Origin of the sequence: Paracoccus denitrificans, from assembly GCF_900100045.1 — a bacterium.
GTDB classification, from domain to species: domain Bacteria; phylum Pseudomonadota; class Alphaproteobacteria; order Rhodobacterales; family Rhodobacteraceae; genus Paracoccus; species Paracoccus denitrificans.
Genome location: NZ_FNEA01000004.1, coordinates 18,178 through 43,825, shown reverse-complemented (window position 1 = coordinate 43,825; position 25,648 = coordinate 18,178). Strand labels below are relative to the sequence as shown.

Genomic DNA, 25,648 nt, shown 5'->3' with positions numbered 1-25,648 from the left:
AAGGACGGCGCCATCGTCCCGCAAGGCATTGGCCGAAAGGTATTCTCCCGGCACGGCCTGCAAGCGTCTTTTCCTTCCGCCCAAGCGACCGGCCATGCAGGAGAGATGCGCCGATGGCTTCCGCTCCGGCATTCGCACCCATCCCCAGGACGCCGCGCTGCGGTCCCGCCGGGTCGGTGATGGCCCGCCGCCTTGGACGGGGCGGGCCTGGGAATATCAGCAGAGCCTCAGCCGGGCGAGTGGCTCAGCGGCATTCAAGCTGCACGTCGACGGGGTTCGGCACCAGTTCCAGCATCGCGCCCGACCCGGCATCGACGCCCGCACCGATGATCCCGCCGACGAGGACGTTGCCGGCCATCGCCGCGCCGCCGCCGCCCGCCACGCGGTTCGTCACGCGGACCTGCTGCGGCTTGCAGCGATCCTTCGTCACCAGGACGTTCAGTTCCGACTTGCGGGGAACCTTGAAGCTGCATGGGGTATTGTCGCAGGATTCCCCGTTGCTGAGCTTGACCTGCGCCGCAGCCGGGGTCGAGTTCACGACCAGCACGTCCTTGGTCCCGCGGGTGATGGTCGCACAGCCAGCCAATGAAAATGCTGCGCAAAGCGCAAGAATACGTCCGAACATCAAGAAACCTCGCACTGAATACCCAGCCGGTCCTATTGTCCATTTTGTACTAGATCAAGAAAGATCTTGGGGTAATTTTAGGCATTTGGCAGAATATGCCTGCGCGATATGGCCGCATCCCCGCATGGGAATCGCATCGCAACGGACAGAGCATCCCGGGTGCCGAACTTCAGCGCCAGGGCGGCCTTTGCCCACCGACCAGCACAGCCCGCAGCATTACCCGCCGGGATTCCGCGTTACCGCGTTTTCAACTTTTCAAAGGGGGATAGGCTTGGTGCGGTCGAGAAGACTCGAACTTCCACTCCGGTTAAGGAACAGCGACCTCAACGCTGCGCGTCTACCAATTCCGCCACGACCGCATCCGTAGCAAGGCGGCTTCTAGACGCTTGCGCGGCGGATGAAAAGGGCATTTTTGCACCCGCCACGCGTTTCTTTTCACTCGGCCGCGACGGCCGCCTGCGGGGTATAGTTCAGGATCGGCGCCAGCCAGCGCTCGACCTGCGACACCGGCATGCCCTTGCGGTCGGCATAGTCCAGAACCTGGTCGTGCTCGACCTTGGCGACACCGAAGTAATAGGCATCGGGATGGCCGATATAGAGGCCCGAGACTGAGGCGCCGGGCCACATCGCCATCGACTCGGTCAACTCGACCCCGGTGGCGGCGGTGGCGTCCAGCAGACGGAACAGCGTCACCTTTTCGGTATGGTCGGGCTGGGCCGGATAGCCGGGCGCCGGGCGGATGCCCGCATAGGGCTCGGCGATCAGTTCCTCGGGGCTGAAAGCCTCGTCCGCATAGCCCCAGTACTGCCTGCGAACCCGCTCATGCATCATCTCGGCCAGCGCCTCGGCGAAACGGTCGGCCAGGGCCTGCACCAGGATGGCCGAGAAATCGTCATGCGCGGCCTTGAAGCGATCGGCGATCTGCTGCTCCTCGCCGCCGGCCGTGACCACGAAGCCGCCGACATAGTCGCGATGCCCCTCGGGCGCCACGAAATCGGCCAGCGCCACGTTCGGGCGGCCGTCGCGCTTGGTCACCTGCTGGCGCAGCGTGTGCAGGGTGGCCAGTTCCGCCGCCCGATCCTCGGCGGTGAACAGCCGGATATCGTCGCCGACCCGGTTCGCCGGCCAGAAGCCGATGACCGCCCGGGGCTTGAACCATTGCTCATCGATGATGCGCGTGAGCATGGCCTGCGCGTCGGCAAAGAGCTGCCGCGCCACCTCGCCCTGCTTTTCATCATCGAGGATGCGCGGATAGACGCCCTTCAATTCCCAGGTCTGGAAGAACGGGGTCCAGTCGATATAACGGGCGATCTCGGCCAGGTCGAAATCCTCGATCACGCGCGAACCCAGGAACTCGGGCGCCTTGGCCTGGAACCCGGTCCAGTCGATCCTGACCGCATTGTCGCGGGCCGTGGCCAGCGGCAGGCGCTTCTTGTCCGCCTCGGCGCGGGCGTGCTTGTTCGCCACGTCCATGTATTCGCTGCGAATATTCTCGACATAGGCGTTCTTCTGGCCCGAAAGCAGGCTGCCCACCACGCCCACGGCACGGCTGGCATCGGTGACGTAGACCGCCTGCCCGCGGCCATAGCGCGGATGGATCTTGACCGCCGTATGCACGCGCGAGGTCGTGGCGCCGCCGATCAGCAGCGGGATGTCGAAGCCCTCGCGCTCCATTTCCGAGGCGACGTGCACCATCTCGTCCAGCGAGGGGGTGATGAGGCCGGAAAGCCCGATGATGTCCACATTCTCGGCCTTGGCGGTCTCCAGGATCTTCGTCGCGGGCACCATCACGCCCAGGTCGATGATCTCGTAATTGTTGCAGGCCAGCACGACGCCGACGATGTTCTTGCCGATGTCGTGGACATCGCCCTTGACCGTCGCCATCAGCACCTTGCCGGCGCTGGACGAGGCGCCGCTGCCGGCCTTTTCGGCCTCCATGTAAGGCAGAAGATGCGCCACGGCCTGCTTCATCACCCGGGCCGACTTCACCACCTGCGGCAGGAACATCTTGCCCGAGCCGAACAGGTCGCCGACCACGTTCATGCCGGCCATCAAGGGGCCTTCGATCACATGCAGCGGGCGCTCGACGGAAAGCCGCGCCTCCTCGGTATCCTCGTCGATATACTCGGTGATGCCGTTGACGAGGGCATGCTCCAGCCGTTTCGCGACCGGCCATGTGCGCCAGGTCAGATCCTTTTCACGAGCCTTGGCCCCGCCTTCGCCGCGGAAACGCTCGGCGATCTCAAGCATGTTCTCGGTCGCGGTGCCGCCGGCCTTGGGCTGGCGGTTCAGCACCACGTCCTCGCAAGCCTCGCGCAGGCCGGCGTCGATCTGGTCATAGACCGCCAGCTGGCCCGCGTTGACGATGCCCATGTCCATCCCCGCCTGGATGGCGTGATAGAGGAACACCGCATGCATCGCCTCGCGCACCGGCTCGTTGCCGCGGAAGCTGAAGCTGAGGTTCGAGACCCCGCCCGAGACATGCACATGCGGCAGGGCCTGGGTGATGCGCCGGGTCGCGCCGATGAAATCGACGCCGTAATTGTCATGCTCTTCGATGCCGGTGGCGACGGCAAAGATGTTCGGGTCGAAGATGATGTCCTCGGGCGGAAAGCCGACCGCGTTCACCAGGAGGTCGTAGGCGCGCGAGCAGATCTCGACCTTGCGGTTCTCGGTATCGGCCTGGCCGGTCTCGTCGAAGGCCATGACCACCACGGCCGCGCCATAACGGCGGCAGAGCCGGGCCTGGTTCAGAAAGCCTTCCTCGCCTTCCTTGAGCGAGATCGAGTTCACGATGGCCTTGCCCTGGACGCATTTCAGCCCGGCCTCGATCACCTCCCACTTGGAGCTGTCGATCATGACCGGCACGCGGGCGATGTCGGGCTCGGCGGCGATCAGGTTCAGGTAGTCAATCATCGCCTGCTTCGAATCGATCAGCCCCTCGTCCATGTTGACGTCGATGATCTGGGCGCCGTTTTCCACCTGGTCGCGGGCCACATCCAGCGCCGCGGCGTAATCGCCGTTGGTGATGAGCTTGCGGAATCTGGCCGAGCCGGTGACGTTCGTCCGCTCGCCCACGTTGACGAAGGGAATGTCGTCGGTCTTGACGAAGGGCTCCAGCCCCGAAAGGCGCAGGCGCGGCTCGATCTCGGGGATGGCGCGCGGCGGCAGATCGGCCACGGCGCGGGCGATGGCGGCGATATGCTCGGGCGTCGAGCCGCAGCAGCCGCCGACCACGTTCACCAGCCCCTCGCGGGCGAACTCGGCGACCTGCGCCGCCATCTCTTCGGGCGTCTCGTCATACTGGCCCATCTCGTTGGGCAGGCCGGCATTGGGATAGGCGCAGATCAGCGTATCGGCGACCGTGGAAAGCTCGGCCAGGTGCGGGCGCATCGCAGCGGCGCCGAGCGCGCAGTTCAGGCCCACCGTGATCGGCGCGGCATGGCGCATGGAATACCAGAAGGCGGTCGGCGTCTGGCCCGAAAGCGTGCGGCCCGAGAGGTCGGTGATCGTGCCCGAGATCATCACCGGCAGGCGCTGGCCCTTGTCCTGGAACACCTCCTCGCAGGCAAAGATCGCGGCCTTGGCGTTCAGCGTGTCGAAGATCGTCTCGATCAGGATCAGGTCGGCGCCGCCGTCGATCAGCCCTCGGATCTGCTCGGCATAGGCGATGCGCAGATCGTCGAAGGTGACGGCGCGATAGCCGGGATTGTTCACGTCGGGACTGATCGAGGCGGTGCGGTTGGTCGGCCCCAGGGCCCCGGCGACCCAGCGCGGGCGGCCGTCCTCGGCCGTGGCGCGGTCCAGGGCCTGCCGCGCGATACGGGCGCCATGGAAATTCAGGTCGTAGACCGCCGCCTCCATGCCGTAATCGGCCTGCGCGATGGTCGTGGACGAGAATGTGTTGGTCTCGACGATATCCGCGCCCGCCTTCGCATAACGGTAATGGATCTCTTCGATCGCCTTGGGCTGGGTCAGGTTCAACAGGTCGTTGTTGCCCTGCTGCGGATGCTCGCCCGGCGCGGGGGGATGGCAGCCGCAGGCACAGCCCGTGCCATGGCCGGCGAAATCCGTCTCGGACAGGCCAAGCTGCTGGATCTGCGTCCCCATCGCCCCGTCGAGGATCAGGATACGGTCGCGCGCAGCCGCGCGCATGGCGTCGAACACGGGGGAAAGGGGCAAGATCATGGCAGCATCCGGGCGTTGTGAGACCGTCTGTATATAAGCAGACAGTCATTTAGTGAAATTCAACATCCGCACAATGATCTTGCAGCGGATTCATGATCCGCAGGCCCACTTGCGGCCTCGCCCGCCCCGGCCTATCTGGCGGACATGACAGAATGGATCACCGCCCCGGGCCTGACCGACTATCAGGAAGCCCTCGCCTTCATGGAGGCGCGCGCAGCCGCCATCGCGGCCGGCGAGGCGGGCGAACTGGTCTGGCTGGTCGAGCATCCGCCGCTCTATACCGCCGGCACTTCGGCCAAGGCAGCCGATCTGCTGGAGGCGCGCTTTCCGGTCCATGCCGTGGGGCGAGGCGGGCAATATACCTATCACGGGCCCGGCCAGCGCGTGGTCTATGTCATGCTGGACCTGAACCGGCGCGGCCGCGACGTGCGCGCCTTCGTCAAGGCGCTGGAGAACTGGGTGATCGACGCGCTGGCCGAGTTCAACCTGCGCGGCGAGATCCGCGACGGCCGCGTCGGCGTCTGGATCGCCCGACCCGACAAGGCGCCCCTGCCCGACGGCTCCATGCGCGAGGACAAGATCGCCGCCATCGGCGTCAAGCTGCGTAGGTGGGTCAGCTTCCACGGCATCGCCATCAACGTCGAGCCGGACCTGAACCATTACGCCGGCATCGTGCCCTGCGGCATCTCGGGGCACGGCGTCACCAGCCTGGTCGACATGGGCCTGCCGGTCGGCATGGATGACCTGGACCTGGCCCTGCGCCGCAGCTTCGCACGGAACTTTCCGCCGCTCGCCGGCTGATTTTCGCCCTGCGACATATTCTCCCTCAGCCGTTCTACGACGTTTTTCCTGTATTCTGCCCGCTTGGCACATGATAGCCCTGTCAATCGGGAAGCGGAGAGGTCCGTTGCCCGGACATGAGCGATACCCAAGAGGAAACGCGATGAAGATCAGCATCTATGCCACTCTCGCCGCCATCACCCTCGCCCTGCCCGCTGCGGCCCAGGATGGCGACGCCGCCAAAGGCGAGAAAGAATTCAACAAGTGCAAGGCTTGCCACATGATCCAGGCGCCGGACGGCACCGACATCATCAAGGGCGGCAAGACCGGGCCCAACCTTTACGGCGTCGTCGGCCGCAAGATCGCCTCGGAGGAGGGCTTCAAATACGGCGAAGGCATCCTCGAGGTCGCCGAAAAGAACCCCGACCTGACCTGGACCGAGGCCGACCTGATCGAATACGTCACCGACCCCAAGCCCTGGCTGGTCAAGATGACCGACGACAAGGGCGCCAAGACCAAGATGACCTTCAAGATGGGCAAGAACCAGGCCGACGTGGTGGCCTTCCTGGCCCAGAACTCGCCCGATGCGGGCGGCGACGGCGAGGCTGCGGCCGAGGGCGAATCGAACTGATCCCGACGCCTCCGAGATGTCTCGACGGCCCCGCCCCTGCGTGCGACAAAAGCGCGCAGGGGCGCGACTTTTAGTCCTTTCTTCGCATTGCGAGGGGTAGGATTGTGGTCTAGAAACAGGCGAGTCCGTCGGCCTTTGCGCCGGCCAGCCGCATGTCTAGGGAGTCCACGCATGGCAGACGCAGCCGTTCACGGCCACGGTGACCATCATGACACCCGCGGGTTCTTCACCCGCTGGTTCATGTCAACAAACCACAAGGATATCGGTATCCTTTACCTGTTCACGGCCGGCATCGTCGGCCTGATCTCGGTATGCTTCACCGTCTATATGCGGATGGAACTGCAGCATCCGGGCGTGCAATACATGTGCCTGGAAGGCGCGCGTCTCATCGCCGACGCCTCGGCGGAATGCACCCCGAACGGACACCTGTGGAACGTCATGATCACCTACCACGGCGTGCTCATGATGTTCTTCGTCGTGATCCCGGCACTGTTCGGCGGTTTCGGCAACTATTTCATGCCGCTGCATATCGGCGCCCCGGACATGGCCTTCCCGCGGCTGAACAACCTCTCCTACTGGATGTATGTCTGCGGCGTGGCCCTGGGCGTCGCCTCGCTGCTGGCGCCGGGCGGCAACGACCAGATGGGTTCGGGCGTCGGCTGGGTGCTCTACCCGCCGCTCTCGACCACCGAGGCGGGCTATTCCATGGACCTGGCGATCTTTGCCGTCCACGTCTCGGGTGCCTCGTCGATCCTGGGCGCGATCAACATCATCACCACCTTCCTCAACATGCGCGCACCGGGCATGACGCTGTTCAAGGTGCCGCTGTTTGCCTGGTCGGTCTTCATCACCGCCTGGCTGATCCTGCTGTCGCTGCCGGTTCTGGCGGGCGCGATCACCATGCTGCTGATGGACCGCAACTTCGGCACGCAGTTCTTCGATCCGGCCGGCGGCGGCGACCCGGTGCTTTACCAGCACATCCTGTGGTTCTTCGGCCATCCCGAGGTCTATATCATCATCCTGCCGGGCTTCGGCATCATCAGCCACGTCATCTCGACCTTCGCCAAGAAGCCGATCTTCGGCTACCTGCCGATGGTGCTGGCCATGGCGGCGATCGGCATCCTGGGCTTCGTCGTCTGGGCGCACCACATGTACACGGCCGGCATGTCGCTGACCCAGCAGGCCTATTTCATGCTGGCGACCATGACCATCGCGGTGCCCACCGGCATCAAGGTCTTCTCGTGGATCGCGACCATGTGGGGCGGCAGCATCGAGTTCAAGACGCCGATGCTCTGGGCCTTCGGCTTCCTGTTCCTGTTCACCGTCGGCGGCGTGACCGGCGTGGTGCTGAGCCAGGCGCCGCTGGACCGGGTCTATCACGACACCTATTACGTCGTGGCCCACTTCCACTACGTGATGTCGCTGGGCGCGGTGTTCGGCATCTTCGCCGGGGTCTATTACTGGATCGGCAAGATGTCGGGCCGGCAATACCCGGAATGGGCGGGCCAGCTGCATTTCTGGATGATGTTCATCGGCTCGAACCTGATCTTCTTCCCGCAGCACTTCCTGGGCCGCCAGGGCATGCCGCGGCGCTATATCGACTATCCGGTCGAGTTCGCCTATTGGAACAACATCTCGTCGATCGGCGCCTATATCTCCTTCGCGTCCTTCCTGTTCTTCATCGGCATCGTGTTCTACACGCTCTTCGCCGGCAAGCGCGTGAACGTGCCGAACTACTGGAACGAGCATGCCGACACGCTGGAATGGACCCTGCCCTCGCCGCCGCCCGAGCATACCTTCGAGACCCTGCCCAAGCGCGAGGACTGGGATCGCGCACACGCGCATTGATCCCCGCATTGATCCAACGATGCCCTATGCATGGCATGATGCGGCCCCGGAGAATTCCGGGGCCGCATGCTTTCGGCTCGAGGTCTGGCCGCACCGCTCGCTGTCCCGCAAGGGCTTCGTCTGGGTGATCGGCCTGACCGCGACGGGTCTGGCGCTGCCCTTGCTGGCCGTGGTCGGCTCGAAGGTGCTCTGGGGGCTCCTGCCCTTTGCGGCACTGGCGGTCTGGGGGCTGTGGCAGGGCATCGTCCGCAGCTACGGCACGGCGCGCGAGGTCATGCTGCTTGACCGCGACCGGCTGATCCTGACCCGCAGCGACCCTGGACGACCTGATCGCATCTGGCAGACCAACCCCTATTGGGTGCGCCTCGCCCTGCGCCAGAACGGCCCGGTCGAGGATTATCTGGTGCTGACCGACGGCAAGCGCGAGGTCGAGTTGGGCGCCTTCCTGGCACCCGAGGAGCGCATGGCGCTGCGCAACGACCTGGCACGGCGGCTGGAAGCGTTGCGGGGATAACGATATGTGAACCCCGCGCGCCGCGCCTGACGGATGCCCCGCCCGTCAAGGTCCGGAAAGCGCGGAGCATGCCCGAGCATCTGTCGAAATGGCGGGCCTCGGGCCCGCGAAATGCCAGCTCGCCAAGCCGGGCCTGCATCCCGGCGACGGTTTCGAAACCCGGATGCGCGAGGGGACAGCGACCTCAAGCCGGATCGATTCATCCTAAACCCCATCTACCAGATGCCGGGACTGAACACCTAGACATGACCCCAAACGACCGCTGGCATGGAACACCAGCCTTGCGGAAGGCTGGCACCCGACCGAGCCCCTGCTTACGTAGACCACCGCATCATCCTTGGGCCAAAGGGAACGGAGAACCGCGACGAGGGAGGCCCCTCTGCTACGCGAGAGAATGCCGCCGACAGCCGCAACCGCGAGAAACTGGGCTTCCATGAGAACTGGAGCACCATGGTCGGACCCGACCCGAACCACGACGCCGGATAACAACCTATCGCAACACCCCGGCCGGCCTGTCCCGACAGGTTCGACCACGGCCATGAAAAAGGCCCGCGCGGTGGCGGGCCTTTCTTCCTGCGGCGGCTGGGGAGGAAATCAGCCGTCCACCCGGATCACCTTGTTCTCGGGATCATAGGGACTGTCCTCGGTCACCACCGCGTCCCACAGCTCGCGCTGCATGCGCACCTTCAGCCTGGTGCCCGGCTCCGCCAGGTCGGGACGGACATAGCCCATGCCGATGGACTTGCCGAAGGCCGCGGACCAGCCGGCCGAAGTCAGGCGCCCGACCTTGGTGCCGTCGGCGGCGTAAAGCGCCTCGCGCCCCCAGGGATCGGCATCGCCCGGCCCGTCGATCAGCAGGGTCACGCATTTGCTGCGGATGCCCTTGTCCAGCATTGCCTGCTTGCCGTTGAACGCCTTGTCCAGATCGACAAAGCGGTCCAGCCCGGCCTCCAGCGGCGTCGCGTCGCGGCCGAGTTCGGTGCCGAAGGCGCGATAGGACTTCTCCTGCCGCAGCCAGTTCTGGGCGCGCGCGCCGACCAGCTTCAGCCCGTGCTTCTCGCCCGCGGCGACCAACTGGTCCCAGAGATAGCGGCCGAACTCGATCGGGTGGTGCAGCTCCCAGCCCAGCTCGCCGGTATAGGCAACGCGGATGGCGCGGACCGGGCACATGCCCAACTCGATATTGCGCATCGAAAGCCAGGGGAAACGCTTGTTGCCCAGCGCCGTCGCAGGATCGGCGTCGCGCACCAGTTCCTTGAGGATGGCGCGGCTGTTCGGGCCGGCGATGGCGAAGACGCCCCATTGCGTGGTGATGTCCTGCACGATCACCTGGCCGAATTCGCCCTCCATCTCCTCGGCCATCTTGCGCAGGTGGTCGCCGTCGTAATCCGCCCAGGCACCGGCCGAAATCAGGTAATAGTCGTCCTCGGCCAGCCGCACGATGGTGTATTCGGTCCGCGTCGTGCCGGCCTCGGTCAGTGCATAGGTCAGGTTGATGCGGCCGACCTTGGGCAGCTTGTTGGTGGTGAACCAGTCGAGGAAAGCCGTCGCCCCCTTGCCATGGACGCGATGCTTGGCGAATGCCGAGGCGTCGATCAGCCCGGCGGTGCCCCGGATCGCCTCGGCCTCGGCCTTGGCATATTGCCACCAGCCGCCACGGCGGAAACTGCGCGCGGCATGGTCGTCGAAACCGGCGGGCGCGTAATAGTTCGGCCGCTCCCATCCGTTCACCTGGCCGAATTGCGCGCCGGCCTCTTTCTGGCGGTCATAGGCGGGCGCGGTGCGCAGCGGACGGCAGGCTTCGCGTTCCTCGTCCGGGTGGTGCAGGACGAAGACATGCTCGTAAGCCTCTTCGTTCTTGCGGGCGGCGTATTCGGTCGTCATCCAGCCGCCGAAGCGACGGGGATCGAGGCTGGCCATGTCGATCTCGGCCTCGCCCTCGGTCATCATCTGGGCAAGGTAGTGTCCGACACCCCCGGCGGCGGTGATGCCAAAGCTGAAACCCTCGGCCAGCCACATGTTGCGCAGGCCCGGCGCCGGGCCGACCAGCGGGTTGCCGTCGGGCGTGTAGCAGATCGGACCGTTGAAATCGTCCTTGAGGCCCACGGTTTCCGAGGTGGGAAGCCGGTGGATCATCGACATGTATTCCTCTTCGATCCGTTCCAGATCCAGCGGGAACAGGTCGGCACGGAAGCTTTCCGGCACGTCATAGAGGAAGCGCGCCGGGGCATTGCGCTCATAAGGGCCCAGGATCCAGCCGCCGCGCTCCTCGCGCACATACCATTTGGCGTCGGCATCGCGCAGCACCGGGTGTTCTGGGTTGCCCTCGGCGCGCCATTTGACCAGCGCCGGGTCGGGCTCGGTCACGATATACTGGTGCTCGACCGGAATGGCGGGGATCTTGATGCCCAGAAGCCGCGCGGTGCGCTGCGCGTGGTTGCCGGTCGCGGTCACGACATGCTCGGCGCGGATCTCGAACTGCTCGCCCGAGGAGACGAGGTTGCCGCCCTTCTCGACCATCTTCTCGCAGGTGACGATCCATTCCTCGCCGGTCCATTCGTAGCCGTTGACCTGGATCTTGCGCTCGATGGTGGCGCCCGCCATGCGCGCGGCCCGCGCCATGGCCTGGGTCACGTCGGCAGGGTTGATATAGCCGTCGGTCGGATGGAACAGCGCGCCCTTCAGATCCTCGGTACGGACCAGCGGCCAGCGATCCTTGATCTGCCGGGGCGTCAGGAATTCATGCTCGATGCCCACCGTCTCGGCGGTGGCAGAGTAAAGCATGTATTCGTCCATCCGCGCATCGGTCTGCGCCATGCGCAGGTTGCCGCAGCGGGTAAAACCGGCGTTCAGCCCGGTCTCGGCCTCCAGCCCGGCATACAGCTTGACCGAATAGTCGTGGATATGGCTGGTCGCATAGCCCATGTTGAACAGCGGCAAGAGACCCGCGGCATGCCAGGTCGAGCCTGCCGTCAGTTCGTCCCGCTCGACCAGCATCGTGTCCCAGCCCGCGCGGGCCAGGTGCAGCGCGATGCCGCAGCCGACCGCGCCGCCTCCGACCACAAGGGCCTTCACATGGGTTTTCATCGCAAGCGACTCCTTATTTCGCGCATGGGCTACCTGTCACGATTAGAGCCGGAACAGCGCGCGGCGCCCGCATTTCCCGCGACATGTTCTGGGCAAAAAACGACATGGCGCATTCGGCCAGGACGCCAGACGCAAACGCCCCGGCGAACCGGGGCGTCGGGATCACAGCATCGAGGGCACCACCAGGTCCGGCGGCCGATGGCCGTCGGCGAAGGTCTTGATGTTGATGATGACTTTCTCGCCCATCTCGACCCGCCCCTCGATGGTGGCCGAACCCATATGCGGCAGCAACACGACATTGGGCAGCTCGCGCAGGCGGGGGTTGATCTCGTGCCCATGCTCGAAAACGTCCAGGCCGGCACCCGCGATCTCGCCCGCGCGCAGCATCCGGGTCAGCGCGTTCTCGTCGATGACCTCGCCGCGCGAGGTGTTGATCACCACGGCCGAGGGCTTCAGCAGCTTCAACCGCCGCGCATTCAGCAGATGGAAGGTCGAGGGCGTATGCGGCGCGTTCACGCTGACGATATCCATGCGCGCCAGCATCTGGTCCAGGCTTTCCCAGTAGGTCGCCTGCAACTCGGCCTCGACCTCGGGGCGCAGGCGGCGGCGGTTGTGATAATGCACCTGCATGCCGAAGGCGTTCGCCCGCCGCGCCACCGCCTGCCCGATGCGGCCCATGCCCAGGATGCCCAGGCGCCGCCCGCCCAGCCGCCCGCCCAGATGCGCGGTGGGCGACCAGCCCTGCCAGCGGCCGGCCTGCATCTCGGCCATGCCCTCGGGCAGGCGCCGGGTAACGCCCAGGATCAGCGCCATGACCACATCGGCCGTGTCCTCGGTCACGACGCCCGGGGTGTTGCTGACCAGGATGCCGCGCTGGCGGGCGGAATGCACGTCGACATGGTCCACCCCCGCGCCGTAATTGGCGATCAGCTTCAGCCGGTCGCCGGCCTGGGCCAGCATGGCGGCGTCGATATGATCGGTGATCGTCGGCACCAGCACATCCGAGACGCGCATGGCGGCGACCAGTTCCTCGCGACTCATCCTGCGGTCTTCGGCGTTCAGGGAAACGTCGAAAAGCTCGGACATCCGGGTCTCGACCGCCTCGGGCAGGCGCCGGGTCACGGTAACTTTAAGGCGCGAGCGGGTCGGATCGGTCGCATGAACGGCTGGCATGGTCGCTCCTCTCTTCCAAAGCCGGGCGGCTTTTGGCAAAGTGCCCGCGATGCGGGGCAGGCACAAGACCCCGAAAAAGCAGGACGGGCAGATGAAGCAAGGACGGGTCTGGCTCGGCGCCGCGATATTGGCGACGGGGACGTGTTTGGGGTCGGCGGCGCTGGCGCAGGCCACCGATCCGGGTGAGACGCTGGATGCAAAGCAGATCCCCGGGCTTTCCGCCGATGCGACAATCAGCCGCCATCAGGACGGCAAGCGCGACCCGAACCGCGGGTCGGTGACCAACCTGCCGCTACCGCGCTATGTCAGCCTGAAGGGCGGCGAGGGCAATGCCCGGCGCGGCCCCAGCCTGTCTCATCGCATCGACTGGGTGTTCCGCCATGCCGGCATGCCGCTGCGCGTGGTGGCCGAATTCGGCCATTGGCGCCGGGTCGAGGACCAGGACGGCGCCGGCGGCTGGGTGCATTATTCGCTGCTGTCGGGCGTGCGCACCGCCATCGTGACCAAGGACATGCTGGACCTGCTGGCGCGGCCCGAGCCGCGCGCCAGCGTGGTGGCCCGGGCCGAGGCCGGCGCCATCGTCCGGTTGCACGAATGCATCGTCGACTGGTGCCGGGTCTCGGGCGGCGGCGAAAAGGGCTGGGTGCCCAAGACCACGATCTGGGGCGTCGATCCCGACGAGATCCGCGACTGAGGCCCGGCGCCGACCGCTCAGCCGGCCTTGCGGATCACCACATGGCCCAGCGAGACCCGCATCCAGTCAAAGCGCGAGCTGCGCGGCGTGCCGGTGCCGAAATCGGGATGGGTCATGTCCTCGGCCCCGCATTCGTCGATCAGTTCCTTGACGAAGCCGACCATGCCGCGGTCATGGCCGTGAAACCGCCGCCGCACCAGGTTCCAGCGCATCCAGCCGGTCAGCTTGCCCAGCGGATGGATCGCCTGCGCCAGCCCTGATCGATGCAGCCTGTCGAGCAGCCTTTCGCGCGGGGAAAGCCCGGGCGGCCGGGGGCGATAGGATTTGCCGTCGGGATATTGCCGCCAATAGCCGGTGCCCCAATCCTCGATGAAATAATATCCGCCCGGCTTGAGGTGGTTTTCAAAGAGATGCCAGAAACTGATGCGCGACAATTGCCCGACATGCGAGGCATCGTCGATGATGACGTCGAACCCTTGCGGCGCCCGTTCCGCCGCCATCCGGTCCAGAAGCGCCTTGTCCTGCTGTTCGCCGACATAGCAGCGCACCCGGCCGCTTTCGAAACGGGCCTTGCAGGGATTGATGTCCAGCCCGGTGATTTCGGCATTCGGCAGCCAGGATTCCCAGTATTTCAGCGAATCGCCTCGCGCTATGCCCAATTCCAGCAATCGCAACGGCCGCATTCGAAGCGGGCCGATATATTTATCGTAATTGACGAAATAATGTTGGAGCCCCATCTTGTCGATCGGCACTTCGCCGACGCTTTTCATCGAGGCCGCATTGGAAATCCGCATGCCTTCCCCCTTGGCAGATCGCCGAATATCCTGACCAGACCCGCCTGCGGGAGGATAGGACGCACCCCGCGCACCCATCAAGAAATTCGCGCCGGCCTGTCGGAATATACGGGTCCATGTCGATCCAATCGCGACATGCAGCGCGGCAATGCATCCTTCGGTTGTGAAATCCGCCTGTAAAACCGCCACCCGGCCAGCGAATCGCCGCGGGTCATGCGGCCTCGCGACAGCGGGTCAGTCCGCCTCGGCCAGAAGGCCGCGCCCCTTCAGCAACGCCTCGACGCCAGGCTTTCGTCCCCGGAACTTCAGCCAAAGCTCATCGGCCGGCAGGGAATCGCCCTTGGACAGGATCCATTGCTCCAGCCGCCTCGCGGTTTCGGGATCGAAGGCGTCGCCCTTTTCCATGAAGGCCGCGAATGCGTCAGCATCCATCACCTCGGACCACATATAGCTGTAGTATCCCGAGGAATAACCGTCTCCGGAAAAGACATGCGCAAAATGCGGCGTGGCATGGCGCATGGGAATTGCGGCGGGCGCGCCCAGTTCCGCCAGCACCTCGGCCTGCCGCGCCATGGGATCGGCCGGCGGCTCGCCGCGGTGAAAGGCCAGGTCGACCAAGGCGCTTTCCAGATATTCGGTGGTGGCAAAGCCCTGGTCGGCATTGCCCGCCGCCAGGATGCGGTCGCGCAGATCGGCGGGCAGCGGCGCGCCGGTCTCGGCGTGGCGGGCATGGCGGTCCAGCACCTCGGGCCGCTCCAGCCAATGCTCGAAAAGCTGGCTGGGCAATTCGACGAAATCGCGCGCGACCGAGGTGCCCGACATCGAGGGCCAGTTCACATCCGACAGGATATGGTGCAGCGCATGGCCGAATTCGTGGAACAGCGTATGGGCATCGTCCCAGGACAGATAGGCCGGCGCGCCCTCGGCCTCGGGCGGAGTGAAGTTGCAGACATTCACCACGATGGGACGCTGCCCCGCCCCGATCTTGTGCTGCTGCTGCAGGGACGAGCACCAGGCCCCCGAGCGCTTGCCGGGCCGGGCGTAGTAGTCGCCGACGAACACCGCCATGTGCCAGCCGTTCCGCGTCACCTCCCACGCCCGCGCATCGGGGGACCAGAGCGGCGCGTCGAATGCGCGCATCTCGATCCCGAACAACCGTTGCGCCGTGTCGAAAACCGCGCCCAGCATGGCCTCCAGCGTCAGGTAGGGCTTGACCTCGGCCTCATCCAGGTCGTGTTCGGCCTTGCGCCGCCGCTCGGCATAGAAGCGCCAGTCCCAGGGCTCCAGCGCGCCGTTCACGCCGTTCTCGTGCAGCATCCCGGTCAACTGCGCGGCATCGGCATCGGCCCGGGCCTTGGCGGCGGCCCAGACCTCGGTCAGCAGCGCCTCGACGTTTTCGGCAGTTTTCGCCATCTCGGGCTCCAGCTTGTAGCTGGCGAAATCCGCATAGCCCAGAAGCCGGGCGCGCTCGTGCCGCAATTGCAAGATCTCGGCGGCGATGGGGCGGTTGTCGGTCGCGGCCCCGCCCGCGCCCTGCCCCGAGCCGCGCGCGCACCATGCCCGCCAAGCCGCTTCGCGCAGGGCCCGTTTTTCGGAATATTCCAGGAAAGGCACGATCAGCGAGCGATTCAGCGTCACGATCTGGCCCGAAAGCCCGCGCTCGCGCGCAGCGGCTCGCATGGCGCGCACCAGCCAGTCGGGCAAGCCGGCCAGATCGCTGTCGGCGACGCTCATGGTAAAGTCGCGCTCGTCCGCCAGCACGTTCTGGGCGAATTCGGTCGACAGCACCGCCAGCCGCTCGCGGATCGCGGCCATGCGCTCGCGTGCCGCGCCGGTCAGGCCCGCGCCCGCCCGACGCAGCCCGCGCAGGGTCAGTTCCGTCAGGCGGCAATCTTCGGGCGCCAACTCGTCGGCATCCTGCATCACCGCCTCGACCCGGTCGAACAGCCGCGGGTCCATGCTGACCTTGCTGCCATGCGCGGCCAGTCGCGGGGCGATCCGGCGCTGCAGATCCTCGCGCGCCGGGTTGGAATCGACGCCGGCCAAGGTGAAGAAGATCGCGCAAAGCCGGTTCAGCGGCTCCTCGGCGCTTTCCAGCGCGGCAACGGTGTTGTCGAAGGTCGGCGGGGCGGGACTGGCGGCGATGGCCTCGACCGCCTCTTCGGCCAGTTTCAGACAGGCGTCGAAGGCCGGGTCGAAATCCTCGTCGCGGATCAGGTCGAAACGCGGCAGGCCCAGCGGGCCGGTCCAATGCGTCAGTTCGGGGTTCATGCGAGCCTCCTTTTCCGGTTGGCCGCGAGTGTTTCAGCCTGCGCGGAAATGTCCAGAGCCACAGGTGGGGCAATCGGCACGTCGCGAGATTTTCATCAGCCGGTTCTCGCCGTAAAGCCCGTCGAAGATCAGCATGCGGCCGCGCAAGGGCTCGCCGGTGCGGGCAATCAGCTTGATCGCCTCCAGCGCCATCAGGCTGCCGATGACGCCGGGCAGCGGGCCGACGACGCCCGCCTCGGCGCAGGCCGGCGCAAGGCCCGGGGCCGGCGCCTCGGGGAAAATGCAGGTCATGCAGGGCGCGCCATGGCGCGGATCCCAGATGGTCACCTGCCCTTCCCATTGCGCGATGGCGCCGGCGACCAGCGGCACGCCAGCCGCGACGCAGGCCGCATTCACCGCACGGCGCGCGGCGAAGCTGTCGGTGCCGTCCAGCACCAGGTCATGTTCGGCGATCAGCGCGGCATCGGCATCGGTGATGCGACGGTTCAGCGCCGCGACCTCGACATGCGGGTTCAGCGCCAGCATGGCATCGCGCGCGGCCTCGGCCTTGGGGCGGCCGTCATCGGCGCTGCGGAATATCACCTGGCGTTGCAGGTTCGACAGGCCGACATGGTCGTCGTCGGCCACCGTGATCCGCCCAACGCCAGCGGCAGCAAGATAAAGGCAGACCGGCGCGCCCAGCCCGCCTGCGCCGACCACCAGCACGCGGGCGCGCCTCAAGGCCGCCTGCCCCGGCCCGCCCAGTTCGCGCAACACGATATGGCGGGCATAGCGGTCAAGCTCGGGGTCAGACAGCGGGCCGGATTGCGCTGACGGCTGCGGGGCCTCCGGCACGGGAACGGCCCGGCGATGCAACTGGCGCAGCAGCAGGCGATAGCCCAGCAGCAGCGCCACAACGCCGCCGCCCAGCACCCAGACCCGGGCATCGCCGCCGACCAGGTGCGCGACCCCGCTGCCCGGCGCCAGCACCAGCGCGGCAACGGCAGCCAGCCACAGCGCCGCCACACCCGCCCAGCCGCGCCATGCCGGCCAGCCAAGCAGGCGCGCCGCGACCAGCACGGCAAGCATGATTGCAAGGATCAGCACGGGCTCAGGCCCGCCCGGTCGAGCCGAAGCCGCCCTCGCCGCGCGCGGTCTGCTCCAGCGCCTCGGCCATGACATAGGCCGCGCGGGTCACCGGGGCGACGACGGCCTGGGCGATGCGCTCGCCATGATGGATGGTATAGGGCTGCTGGCTGAGGTTTATCATGATCACGCCCAGCGGCCCGCGATAATCGCTGTCGATGGTCCCCGGCGTGTTGGGCAGCGTCACGCCATGCTTCAGCGCCAGGCTGGAGCGGGGGCGGACCTGCATCTCGTATCCCTCGGGGATCTGCACGCGCAGCCCGGTGGGAACCAGGCGGATCTGGCCGGGATCGAGCACCAGCTCGCCCCCGCCCAGGTCGGCCCGCAGGTCGGCGCCGGCCGAACCGCGGGTCTGGTATTCGGGCAGGGGCAGCGCCGGATCGGCGCCCGGTTCACGCAGAACCAGAATCGTCACCTCGGCCGCCATCTCCAAAGCCCCTTATCTCGGCGAGATCATCATGACCATCTGACGCCCTTCCAGCTTGGGCATCGATTCGACCTTGCCGGCCTCGCCCACGTCGGCGGCGACGCGGTTCAGAAGCTCAAGCCCAAGCTGCTGGTGGGCCATCTCGCGGCCGCGGAAGCGCAGGGTGATCTTGACCTTGTCGCCCTCGGCCAGGAACTTCATGACCGAACGCATCTTGACGTCGTAATCATGGGTATCGGTCCCGGGACGGAACTTGATCTCCTTGATCTCGATGATCTTCTGCTTCTTGCGGGCCTCGGCCTCGCGCTTTTGCTGTTCATACTTGAACTTGCCCAGGTCCATGATCTTGCAGACCGGGGGCGTGGCATTCGGCGAGATTTCGACAAGATCAAGCCCGGCTTCCTGTGCAAGCTCCAGACCGCGGGCGGGTGTCACGACACCGACATTCTCGCCATCCGCACCGATCAGGCGGATTTCGGCGACTCGGATGCGCTCGTTGACGCGGGGGCCGGTGTCACGGGTGGGCGGAGCGTTATGCGGTCTGCGGGCTATGGCTGTCTTCCTTGTATTGCCGGGGCTTTCGGGCGGTTAAATAGTCCTGCGCAGGCGGATTTTCAACCGGATTCGATGAGTCTGGCCAAGGTTTGGCGGCCGTCCCCGCACTTTCGCGCAACGGTTGACGCAGCCATGCGCAGGCATGCGGCACCTGCGTCGCCGGGGCGCTTTTCCCCCTTGCCGCGGCATGGCATAGAGGACCCGAACCGCCGCAGCCCTGACGGAGAAGACGATGCAGAAAATCCTGGCCTTGATCGTGATTCTGGCCCTCGCGCTTGGCGGATTGTGGCTGTGGAACGGCGGCGACCCGACCCGCCTGGCAGGCAGCACGCCGCCGGCCGAGTCCCCCGCCACGCCCGCAGCACCCGCAGCCGACCAGCCCCCGGCGCAGGAAAGCGCCAACGCGGCGGCCGACGCCGCGGCCGATGCGGCCGCCATCGCGGCGGATGCGGCGGCCGATGCCTCGATCTCGGCCGGACAGGCGGCGGTCGGCGCGGCCGGCTCTGCCGCCGAACAGGCCGAGGCGGCGGCCGAAGCCGCCATCGCCGCAGCCGACCGCGCCGCGGATGCAGCGGCGGCGGCCAATGCCACGCCCGAGCAGGCCGAGGCAGCCGCCGTTGCCGCCAGCGAAGCGGTCGGGATCGACGCCGCCCTGACCCCGCAGGGGTTCGACGCGGGCAAGGTGCGCACCATGATCGAGCAATCGGGCCTTTCCGCCGAACGCAAGGCCGGGCTGATCGCGCTGCTCGACAACGCGGCCCTGGACCCGGCGGCACTGGCGCAGGCGCTGGACCAGATCAAGGCAGCCCTGCCATGAGCTTTCCCAGCCTCGCCGATTTCCTGAAGAACGCGCGCGACCGGCTGGACAAGGGACCCATCGCGCTGGTGCTGATCGAGGACGAGGCCGCGGTTCAGCAGACGCTGGCGCATCACCTGACCGCCGGGTTCAAGCTGATCCTGGCGCTCTCGCCCGAGCCGCTGCCGGCCCATGCCCTGCCCGAGGACGGCGCGAAGCGAATCGTCAACCTGCGCCACGATTCGCGCCGCGGCCGGGCGCATGTCGAGGCGGTCAATGCGGTGATCGAGGCCGCGCCCGCCGATACCTGGCTTTATTACGGCTACAATGCGGAATTCCTGTTCTATCCCTTCTCGGAAAGCCGCACCGTGGGCGAGATGCTGACCTTTCACGCCGAGGAACGGCGGCGGGCGATGCTGACCTATGTCATCGACCTCTATGCCCCGGATCTGGAGCGTTTTCCCGATGCGGTCAGCCTGGACGAGGCGATGTTCGACCGCACCGGCTATTACGCGCTTGGCCGCATGGACCGCGACGGCCGCTACAAGGAACGTCAGCTGGACTTCCATGGCGGGCTGCGCTGGCGCTTCGAGGAGCACCTGCCGCAGGATCGCCGCCGCATCGACCGCATCGCGCTGTTCCGCAGCCAGCCGGGGCTGCGGCTCCTGCCCGATCACCGCTTCAATGTCGAGGAATACAACACCTATGCCTGTCCCTGGCACAACAACCTGACCGCGGCCATCGCCTCGTTCCGGGTGGCCAAGGCGCTGGCCAGGAATCCCGGCTCGCGCGGGCATATCCGCAGCTTTCGCTGGCGTAACTCGCACCCTTTCCAGTGGAATGCGCAGCAGTTGATGGATTTCGGGCTGATGGAGCCGGGCCAGTGGTTCTGAAGCGGCCGGACGCGGTCAGGCGGCACTGACCCGCCAGATCACGTCACCCACGTCATCGGCCATCAGGAGCGACCTGCCATCCGGGCCAATGGTCACGCCGACGGGGCGGCCATGGGAGTATTTCTCGTCCTCGGACAGAAAACCCGACAGGATGTCGCGCGGCGGACCCGAGGGGCGACCATCCTGGAAGGGCACGAAGATCAGCTTGTAGCCCGAAAGCGTCGAGCGGTTCCACGAGCCGTGCTGGCCGATCGCCATGCCGTCGGGAAAGCCCGGCAGCGTGCCCTCGGGCATCCAGCACAGGCCCAGCGAGGCGGTATGGCCGCCGAGGGCATAGTCCGGGGCGATGGCGCGGGCTACCTCGGCCGGATCCTGCGGCACGCGGTCGTCGACGATCCGCCCCCAGTAGCAATAGGGCCAGCCGTAGAAACCGCCCTCCTGCACCGAGGTCAGGTAATCGGGCGGCGTCTCGTCGCCCAACCCGTCGCGTTCGTTCACCACGGTCCAGAGCGCGCCGGTCGAGGGCTCCCAGGCCATGCCGACCGGATTGCGCAGACCCGAGGCGAAGATGCGGGCCTGGCCGGTTTCCAGGTCCAGTTCCCAGATCGCGGCACGGCCCTGTTCCGCCTCCATGCCGTCGTCGGCGATATTGGTCAGCGAGCCGACGCCGCAGTAAAGCCGCTTGCGGTCGGGCGAGACGATCAGGCTGCGCGTCCAATGCCCGCCGGGCTTGAACTCGACAAGCCTGCGGCCCAGCCCGTCGAGCCGCGTCGCGCCGGGCGCATAGGGAAAGGCGACGATGCCGTCGGTATTGCCGACATAGAAGGTGTCGCCGACCAGGGCCATGCCGAAGGGCTGGCGCTGGCCTTCGAGGAAGACCTCGCGCGTTTCGGCCACGCCGTCGCCATCGCGGTCGCGCAACAGCGTGATGCGGTTGGCGCTGGTTCCCAGCGCGCGGGCGCGGCGCATGGTGGCCTGGGCGGCGCGGTCGAGCAGCGATCGCGGCGGGCTGGCCTCTTGCAGGGCCTCGGCCACCAGCACGTCGCCATTGGGCAGCACCTCGATCCAGCGCGGATGGCGCAATTCGCGGGCGAAGGCATCGACGCGCAGGCCGGGTGCGGCCTTGGGCAATTGCCCCGGCGCCCAGCCGCGGCCGGTGGGCATCTTCAGGGTCATGATGCCCTGTTTCTTCGCCTCGGGGATGGCGGGGCTGGACCCGAATGCCGGCGTCCGGGGGGCGCCCATCCGGCGCATCAGCACCATTGCCCCACCGACAATGGCCGTTGCCTTGGCCAGAAGATCCATGGCTTTCCTTCCTCACTGCGCGGGCCAAGGCTAGTCGGGATGCGGAGCGGGTCAATCCCGGAATCTGCAGCGGGATGGGGTAAATCGGCGGGGATGGTGCCGGTGGCACCGTCCCATGAGTATTTTGGGAACGAAGAAGTTCAGCGGCGCGCTTCGCGGATCAGTGCCGCGAGATGTTCGGTCGAGGGGTCGTGGCCGGGGGCGGGCTCGCCCTCGAGCAGCGGGGCCACCTTCAGCGCCAGTTCCTTGCCGAGTTCGACCCCCCATTGGTCGAAGCTGTTGATGCCCAGGATCACGCCCTCGGCAAAGACGCGATGCTCGTAGAGCGCGACGATCTGGCCCAGCGTATAGGGGGCGAGTTCGGGGATCAGCAGCGTGGTCGAGGGGCGGTTGCCCGGAAAGACCCGATGGCGGGCCTGGCGGTCCAGTTCCGCGCCGGTCAGGCCCTTGGCGCGCATGATCTCGCGCGCCTCGTCAAGCGAGCGGCCGCGCATCAGCGCCTCGGATTGCGCCAGGCAATTGGCGATCAGGAGCAGGTGGTGATGCGCGAGGTCGGGTTCGCGGCCGCGCGCGGCGATGATGAATTCGCATGGCACCACCGCCGTGCCCTGGTGGATCAGCTGATAGAAGGCGTGCTGGCCGTTGGTGCCCGGCTCGCCCCAGACCACCGGGCCAGAGGGCAGGGTCAGGTCGCTGCCGTCCATGGCGACGCGCTTGCCGTTCGATTCCATCTCCAACTGCTGCAGATAGGCCGGCAGGCGGGCAAGGCGGTTGTCATAGGGCAGCACGGCGCGGGTGCCGTAGCCGCAGACCTGATTATGCCAGATGCCGACCAGCGCCAGGATCACCGGCAAGTTCCCCGCCAGGGGCGCCTCGCGGAAATGGCGGTCCATGGCCGCGCCGCCGGCAAGGAAGCGGTCGAAATTCCCGGGTCCGATGGCGATCATCAGCGAAAGGCCGATGGGCCCCCACATGGAATAGCGCCCCCCTACCCAATCCTCGAAGCCGAAGACGCGGGCCTCGTCGATGCCCCATTCGGCGGTGCGCTCGGTGGCCGAGGAAAGCGCGGCGAATTGCGCCGCCGGATCGGCGACCGACGCCGCCATCCAGTCCAGCGCCGTCCGGGCGTTGGTCATGGTCTCGATGGTGGTGAAGGTCTTGGAGGCGACGATCACCAGCGTCGTCGCCGGATCGAGCCCCTTGAGCGTATCGGCGATGTCCGCCCCGTCCACGTTCGAGACGAAATGCACCCGCGGCCCGTCATGCCAGGGCGAAAGCGCCCGCGTGGCCATGGCCGGGCCAAGGTCCGAGCCGCCGATGCCGATATTGACGACATCGGTGATGCGGCCGCCCTGCCCCGCAAAGCTGCCGTCGCGGATGGCGGCGGCGAATGCGCTCATCCGCTCATGCGTGCGGCGCAGCTCTGGCATCACGTCGCGGCCGTCCAGCATGACGCTGCCGTCCAGGTTGCGCAGCGCGGTATGCAGCACGGCGCGATCCTCGGTCTCGTTGATGCGCGCACCGCCGAACATGGCCTCGCGACGCCCGGGGACGGGCGCGGCCAGTTCCAGCAGCAGGTCGCGCGCGCCCGTGTCGATGGTTGTCTTGGACCAGTCCAGCACCAGTCCTTCGGCGCTGGTCGAAAAGGCGGTGGCGCGCGCTGGGTCGGCGTCAAACAGCGCCTCGATCCGCAGCGCGCCCTGGGATTTGCGGTAGTCTTGCAGCCGGCTCCAGATGGTCATGTCACTCTGCCCAATGCACGGTGATGTCGCCAAGGAAAGCGCGGATCGGCGCCTCGGTCGGGTCGAGGCCCTGCGCACGCTCGAAAGCCTCGCGCTTGTCGGCGCCGGCGATCAGCAGATGGGTGTTGATCGCACCGCGCAGCGCCGAGGCGGTCAGGGTGATCCTGGGCTCGTCCTTGACGCTGTTGACAGCCATTACCGGCGGGGCGTCGGGCGCCAGCGCCAGCACGGTTTCCGAGGCGGCTGGGAACAGGCTTGCGGTATGCATGTCGGTGCCCATGCCCAGCAGCAGCACGGTCAGCGGCAGATGCGGGGCGATGGCCTCGGCCAGCGCCGGCACCGCATCCTCGGGGCGTTCGTCGCCGGTATAGAGGTCGATATAGCGAGCCGCCGCCGCCTTGTCCTTGAGCAGGTGGCGGCGCAGGAGCCGGCCGTTCGAGCGCAGATGCTCGCCATCCACCCAGCGCTCGTCGTTGAGCAGCACGGCGACGCGCGGCCAGTCGACCTCGCTGCCCGAGAGATAGTCGTAAAGCGGCGCCGGCGTGGTGCCGCCCGGCACGCAGAGACTGGCGCTGTCGTTCACCCGCAAATGCTGCGACAGCTGCCCCGCCAAGCGGTCGGTCAGGGACAGAAACAGCATCTCGCGGTCGGGATATTCGATGAATTCCAGGGTCATGGCCGGATCTCCCTCCAGCGACGGTTGTCGCGATGCAGCAGGCGCAGCGCCTCCTCGGGGCCGCTGGAGCCGGGGTCGTAGGGCTCGGGCCGCTTCGAGCCGGCCTCCCAGGCCCCGATGATCGGGTCGGTCCAGGCCCAGGCGGCCTCGACCTCGTCGCCGCGCATGAACAGGGTCTGGTTGCCGCGGATCACGTCCATGATCAACCGCTCATAGGCGTCGGGCATGTCGGAGCCCTCGGCCCCCAGCGCATCGGCAAAGCTCATGTCCAGCGGCACCTGCACCAGGCGCATGCCGCCCGGTCCCGGCTCCTTGATCATCACGGTCAGGTGCATGCCCTCGTTCGGCTGCAGCTTGATGACCAGTTGGTTCGCCTTATGCGTGCCGCCGTCGTCGAAGATCGAATGCGGCGGCTCCTTGAAGGTGACGACGATCTCGCTGGTGCGCGCACGCAGCCGCTTGCCGGTGCGCAGATAGAAGGGTGTGCCGGTCCAGCGCCAGTTGGCGATCCGCACCTTCAGCGCCACGAAGCTTTCGGTGCGCGAGAGCGGGTTTTCGGCATCCTCCAGATAGCCGGGGCCGTCGGGGCCGGCCACATACTGGCCGCGCACGATGTCCTCGGCCGCGAGCGGCTCGAGCGCGCGGATCACCTTGAGCTTTTCGTCGCGCACCGCATCGGGATCGAAATGATAGGGCGGCTCCATCGCGATCAGGCACAGAAGCTGCATCAGGTGATTCTGCACCATGTCCCGCATGGCACCGGAATGGTCGTAATATTCGCCACGCCCGCCGACGCCCACCGTCTCGGCCACGGTGATCTGGACATGGTCCACATATTGCGCGTTCCACAGCGGCTCGAACAGGATGTTTGCAAAGCGCACCGCCATCAGGTTCTGGACGGTTTCCTTGCCGAGATAATGGTCGATCCGGTAGATCTGGTTCTCGTCGAAATGCCGGGCCAGCGTCGCATTCAGCGCGCGCGCGGTGGCAAGGTCGCGGCCAAAGGGCTTTTCGACGACGATGCGGCTGTCCGCATCGGCGATGCCATTGGCCGCCAGCCGCTCGGCGATATCGCCGAAAAGCGCCGGCGCGACCGAGAAATAGAAGGCATGCACCACCCCCGGACGCACCCGCGCCTTGAGCTCGGCCCAGCCGTCGGTGCCGCGTGCGTCGATGGCGACATAGCCCAGCATGTCCAGAAAGGCCGAAAGCTGCGCCGGGTCCTGGCCGGGGCCGATGAACTCCTCGATCGCGGCCCGCATCTCGGCGCGGAAGGCATCGTCGTCCTGACGGGTGCGGGCCGCGCCGATGATGCGCGCGCTGTCCGGCACCTGCCCGGCCACGAAACGCCGGTAAAGCCCGGGCACGATCTTGCGCCTGGCCAGGTCGCCGGTTGCACCAAAGATCACCAGGTCGAAATCCTCAACCGGAATGATGCGTGAAACCATCGCTGCCTCCTCATCGCTGATCTGCCGATTAGCCGATGTTAGCGGTAACATCAAGTCCTTCACACCCATCCTCATC

Annotated in this window: 20 protein-coding genes and 1 tRNA gene; 7 read left to right on the top strand and 14 right to left on the bottom strand. The window is 66.6% G+C overall.

Going from position 1 to position 25,648, the window contains the following annotated elements:
- Positions 1-244: 244 nt before the first annotated feature.
- The 3 genes from BLT64_RS03905 to metH all read right to left on the bottom strand — a co-directional run bounded on the left by BLT64_RS03905 (position 245) and on the right by metH (position 4,813).
- Complete coding sequence (locus BLT64_RS03905) at positions 245-586, bottom strand: translation initiation factor 2 (protein WP_230999155.1); 342 nt, start codon at positions 584-586, stop codon at positions 245-247.
- 311 nt (positions 587-897) lie between these two features.
- Positions 898-984 (bottom strand) — tRNA-Leu (locus tag BLT64_RS03900).
- Positions 985-1,060: 76 nt separating this feature from the next.
- On the bottom strand, positions 1,061-4,813 hold the full coding sequence (metH, locus tag BLT64_RS03895) for a methionine synthase (RefSeq protein ID WP_011748225.1): 3,753 nt from the start codon (positions 4,811-4,813) through the stop codon (positions 1,061-1,063).
- A 144-nt stretch (positions 4,814-4,957) separates the two neighbouring features.
- Between metH and lipB the strand changes: the two genes are divergently transcribed.
- From lipB to BLT64_RS03875, 4 genes are all read left to right on the top strand, one after another.
- On the top strand, positions 4,958-5,614 hold the full coding sequence (gene lipB / locus BLT64_RS03890) for a lipoyl(octanoyl) transferase LipB (RefSeq protein ID WP_011748226.1): 657 nt from the start codon (positions 4,958-4,960) through the stop codon (positions 5,612-5,614).
- A gap of 142 nt (positions 5,615-5,756) precedes the next feature.
- Positions 5,757-6,224 carry a cytochrome c550 gene (locus BLT64_RS03885; RefSeq protein WP_011748227.1) on the top strand — a complete coding sequence of 156 codons (468 nt, stop codon included), beginning with the start codon at positions 5,757-5,759 and terminating at the stop codon, positions 6,222-6,224.
- A 171-nt stretch (positions 6,225-6,395) separates the two neighbouring features.
- Positions 6,396-8,072 carry a cytochrome c oxidase subunit I gene (gene ctaD, locus BLT64_RS03880; RefSeq protein WP_011748228.1) on the top strand — a complete coding sequence of 559 codons (1,677 nt, stop codon included), beginning with the start codon at positions 6,396-6,398 and terminating at the stop codon, positions 8,070-8,072.
- A 19-nt stretch (positions 8,073-8,091) separates the two neighbouring features.
- Positions 8,092-8,586: a DUF2244 domain-containing protein gene (locus BLT64_RS03875; RefSeq protein ID WP_011748229.1), complete on the top strand. Its 495-nt coding sequence runs from the start codon at positions 8,092-8,094 to the stop codon at positions 8,584-8,586.
- 594 nt (positions 8,587-9,180) lie between these two features.
- Here BLT64_RS03875 and BLT64_RS03870 read toward each other — a convergent pair.
- On the bottom strand, positions 9,181-11,673 hold the full coding sequence (locus tag BLT64_RS03870) for a GcvT family protein (RefSeq protein ID WP_011748230.1): 2,493 nt from the start codon (positions 11,671-11,673) through the stop codon (positions 9,181-9,183).
- Positions 11,674-11,835: 162 nt separating this feature from the next.
- Positions 11,836-12,846 carry a 2-hydroxyacid dehydrogenase gene (locus BLT64_RS03865; protein WP_011748231.1) on the bottom strand — a complete coding sequence of 337 codons (1,011 nt, stop codon included), beginning with the start codon at positions 12,844-12,846 and terminating at the stop codon, positions 11,836-11,838.
- A gap of 91 nt (positions 12,847-12,937) precedes the next feature.
- On the opposite strand from BLT64_RS03865, the gene BLT64_RS03860 reads away from it, so the two are divergent.
- On the top strand, positions 12,938-13,540 hold the full coding sequence (locus BLT64_RS03860) for an SH3 domain-containing protein (protein WP_011748232.1): 603 nt from the start codon (positions 12,938-12,940) through the stop codon (positions 13,538-13,540).
- 17 nt (positions 13,541-13,557) lie between these two features.
- Here the strand turns inward: BLT64_RS03860 and BLT64_RS03855 are convergent, their stop codons facing one another.
- The 5 genes from BLT64_RS03855 to infC form a co-directional block, all read right to left on the bottom strand.
- A complete protein-coding gene (locus BLT64_RS03855) occupies positions 13,558-14,334 on the bottom strand; it encodes a class I SAM-dependent methyltransferase (RefSeq protein WP_041529905.1) in 777 nt (258 codons plus the stop codon).
- Positions 14,335-14,568: 234 nt separating this feature from the next.
- Complete coding sequence (locus BLT64_RS03850; protein ID WP_011748234.1) at positions 14,569-16,605, bottom strand: M3 family metallopeptidase; 2,037 nt, start codon at positions 16,603-16,605, stop codon at positions 14,569-14,571.
- Positions 16,606-16,638: 33 nt separating this feature from the next.
- On the bottom strand, positions 16,639-17,691 hold the full coding sequence (locus BLT64_RS03845; protein WP_011748235.1) for a HesA/MoeB/ThiF family protein: 1,053 nt from the start codon (positions 17,689-17,691) through the stop codon (positions 16,639-16,641).
- A 4-nt stretch (positions 17,692-17,695) separates the two neighbouring features.
- Positions 17,696-18,157: a dUTP diphosphatase gene (dut, locus tag BLT64_RS03840; RefSeq protein ID WP_011748236.1), complete on the bottom strand. Its 462-nt coding sequence runs from the start codon at positions 18,155-18,157 to the stop codon at positions 17,696-17,698.
- A gap of 12 nt (positions 18,158-18,169) precedes the next feature.
- Complete coding sequence (gene infC, locus BLT64_RS03835) at positions 18,170-18,709, bottom strand: translation initiation factor IF-3 (RefSeq protein ID WP_041529906.1); 540 nt, start codon at positions 18,707-18,709, stop codon at positions 18,170-18,172.
- Between the two features lie 235 nt (positions 18,710-18,944).
- Between infC and BLT64_RS03830 the strand changes: the two genes are divergently transcribed.
- Positions 18,945-19,529, top strand: a complete 585-nt coding sequence (locus BLT64_RS03830; RefSeq protein WP_041529907.1) for a hypothetical protein — start codon at positions 18,945-18,947, stop codon at positions 19,527-19,529.
- A complete protein-coding gene (locus BLT64_RS03825) occupies positions 19,526-20,401 on the top strand; it encodes a glycosyltransferase family 2 protein (RefSeq protein WP_011748237.1) in 876 nt (291 codons plus the stop codon). The genes BLT64_RS03830 and BLT64_RS03825 overlap by 4 nt, the downstream gene beginning before the upstream one ends.
- Before the next feature lie 15 nt (positions 20,402-20,416).
- On the opposite strand, the gene BLT64_RS03820 is transcribed toward BLT64_RS03825, so the two are convergent.
- The 4 genes from BLT64_RS03820 to zwf all read right to left on the bottom strand — a co-directional run bounded on the left by BLT64_RS03820 (position 20,417) and on the right by zwf (position 25,572).
- Positions 20,417-21,706, bottom strand: a complete 1,290-nt coding sequence (locus BLT64_RS03820; protein WP_011748238.1) for a PQQ-dependent sugar dehydrogenase — start codon at positions 21,704-21,706, stop codon at positions 20,417-20,419.
- 140 nt (positions 21,707-21,846) lie between these two features.
- On the bottom strand, positions 21,847-23,448 hold the full coding sequence (gene pgi / locus BLT64_RS03815; protein ID WP_011748239.1) for a glucose-6-phosphate isomerase: 1,602 nt from the start codon (positions 23,446-23,448) through the stop codon (positions 21,847-21,849).
- 1 nt (position 23,449) lies between these two features.
- Positions 23,450-24,124 (bottom strand): 6-phosphogluconolactonase, encoded by a 675-nt coding sequence (gene pgl / locus BLT64_RS03810; protein WP_011748240.1) that lies wholly within the window; start codon positions 24,122-24,124, stop codon positions 23,450-23,452.
- Complete coding sequence (zwf, locus tag BLT64_RS03805; RefSeq protein WP_041529908.1) at positions 24,121-25,572, bottom strand: glucose-6-phosphate dehydrogenase; 1,452 nt, start codon at positions 25,570-25,572, stop codon at positions 24,121-24,123. The genes pgl and zwf overlap by 4 nt, the downstream gene beginning before the upstream one ends.
- Positions 25,573-25,648 lie beyond the last annotated feature (76 nt).

Coding starts and splice junctions, on each gene's coding strand:
- metH (WP_011748225.1), bottom strand. CDS start 4,813: ATGATCTTGCCCCTTTCCCCCGTGTTCGACGCCATGCGCGCGGCTGCG.
- lipB (WP_011748226.1), top strand. CDS start 4,958: ATGACAGAATGGATCACCGCCCCGGGCCTGACCGACTATCAGGAAGCC.
- BLT64_RS03885 (WP_011748227.1), top strand. CDS start 5,757: ATGAAGATCAGCATCTATGCCACTCTCGCCGCCATCACCCTCGCCCTG.
- ctaD (WP_011748228.1), top strand. CDS start 6,396: ATGGCAGACGCAGCCGTTCACGGCCACGGTGACCATCATGACACCCGC.
- BLT64_RS03875 (WP_011748229.1), top strand. CDS start 8,092: ATGCCCTATGCATGGCATGATGCGGCCCCGGAGAATTCCGGGGCCGCA.
- BLT64_RS03870 (WP_011748230.1), bottom strand. CDS start 11,673: ATGAAAACCCATGTGAAGGCCCTTGTGGTCGGAGGCGGCGCGGTCGGC.
- BLT64_RS03865 (WP_011748231.1), bottom strand. CDS start 12,846: ATGCCAGCCGTTCATGCGACCGATCCGACCCGCTCGCGCCTTAAAGTT.
- BLT64_RS03860 (WP_011748232.1), top strand. CDS start 12,938: ATGAAGCAAGGACGGGTCTGGCTCGGCGCCGCGATATTGGCGACGGGG.
- BLT64_RS03855 (WP_041529905.1), bottom strand. CDS start 14,334: ATGCGGATTTCCAATGCGGCCTCGATGAAAAGCGTCGGCGAAGTGCCG.
- BLT64_RS03850 (WP_011748234.1), bottom strand. CDS start 16,605: ATGAACCCCGAACTGACGCATTGGACCGGCCCGCTGGGCCTGCCGCGT.
- dut (WP_011748236.1), bottom strand. CDS start 18,157: ATGGCGGCCGAGGTGACGATTCTGGTTCTGCGTGAACCGGGCGCCGAT.
- BLT64_RS03830 (WP_041529907.1), top strand. CDS start 18,945: ATGCAGAAAATCCTGGCCTTGATCGTGATTCTGGCCCTCGCGCTTGGC.
- BLT64_RS03825 (WP_011748237.1), top strand. CDS start 19,526: ATGAGCTTTCCCAGCCTCGCCGATTTCCTGAAGAACGCGCGCGACCGG.
- BLT64_RS03820 (WP_011748238.1), bottom strand. CDS start 21,706: ATGGATCTTCTGGCCAAGGCAACGGCCATTGTCGGTGGGGCAATGGTG.
- pgi (WP_011748239.1), bottom strand. CDS start 23,448: ATGACCATCTGGAGCCGGCTGCAAGACTACCGCAAATCCCAGGGCGCG.
- pgl (WP_011748240.1), bottom strand. CDS start 24,124: ATGACCCTGGAATTCATCGAATATCCCGACCGCGAGATGCTGTTTCTG.
- zwf (WP_041529908.1), bottom strand. CDS start 25,572: ATGGTTTCACGCATCATTCCGGTTGAGGATTTCGACCTGGTGATCTTT.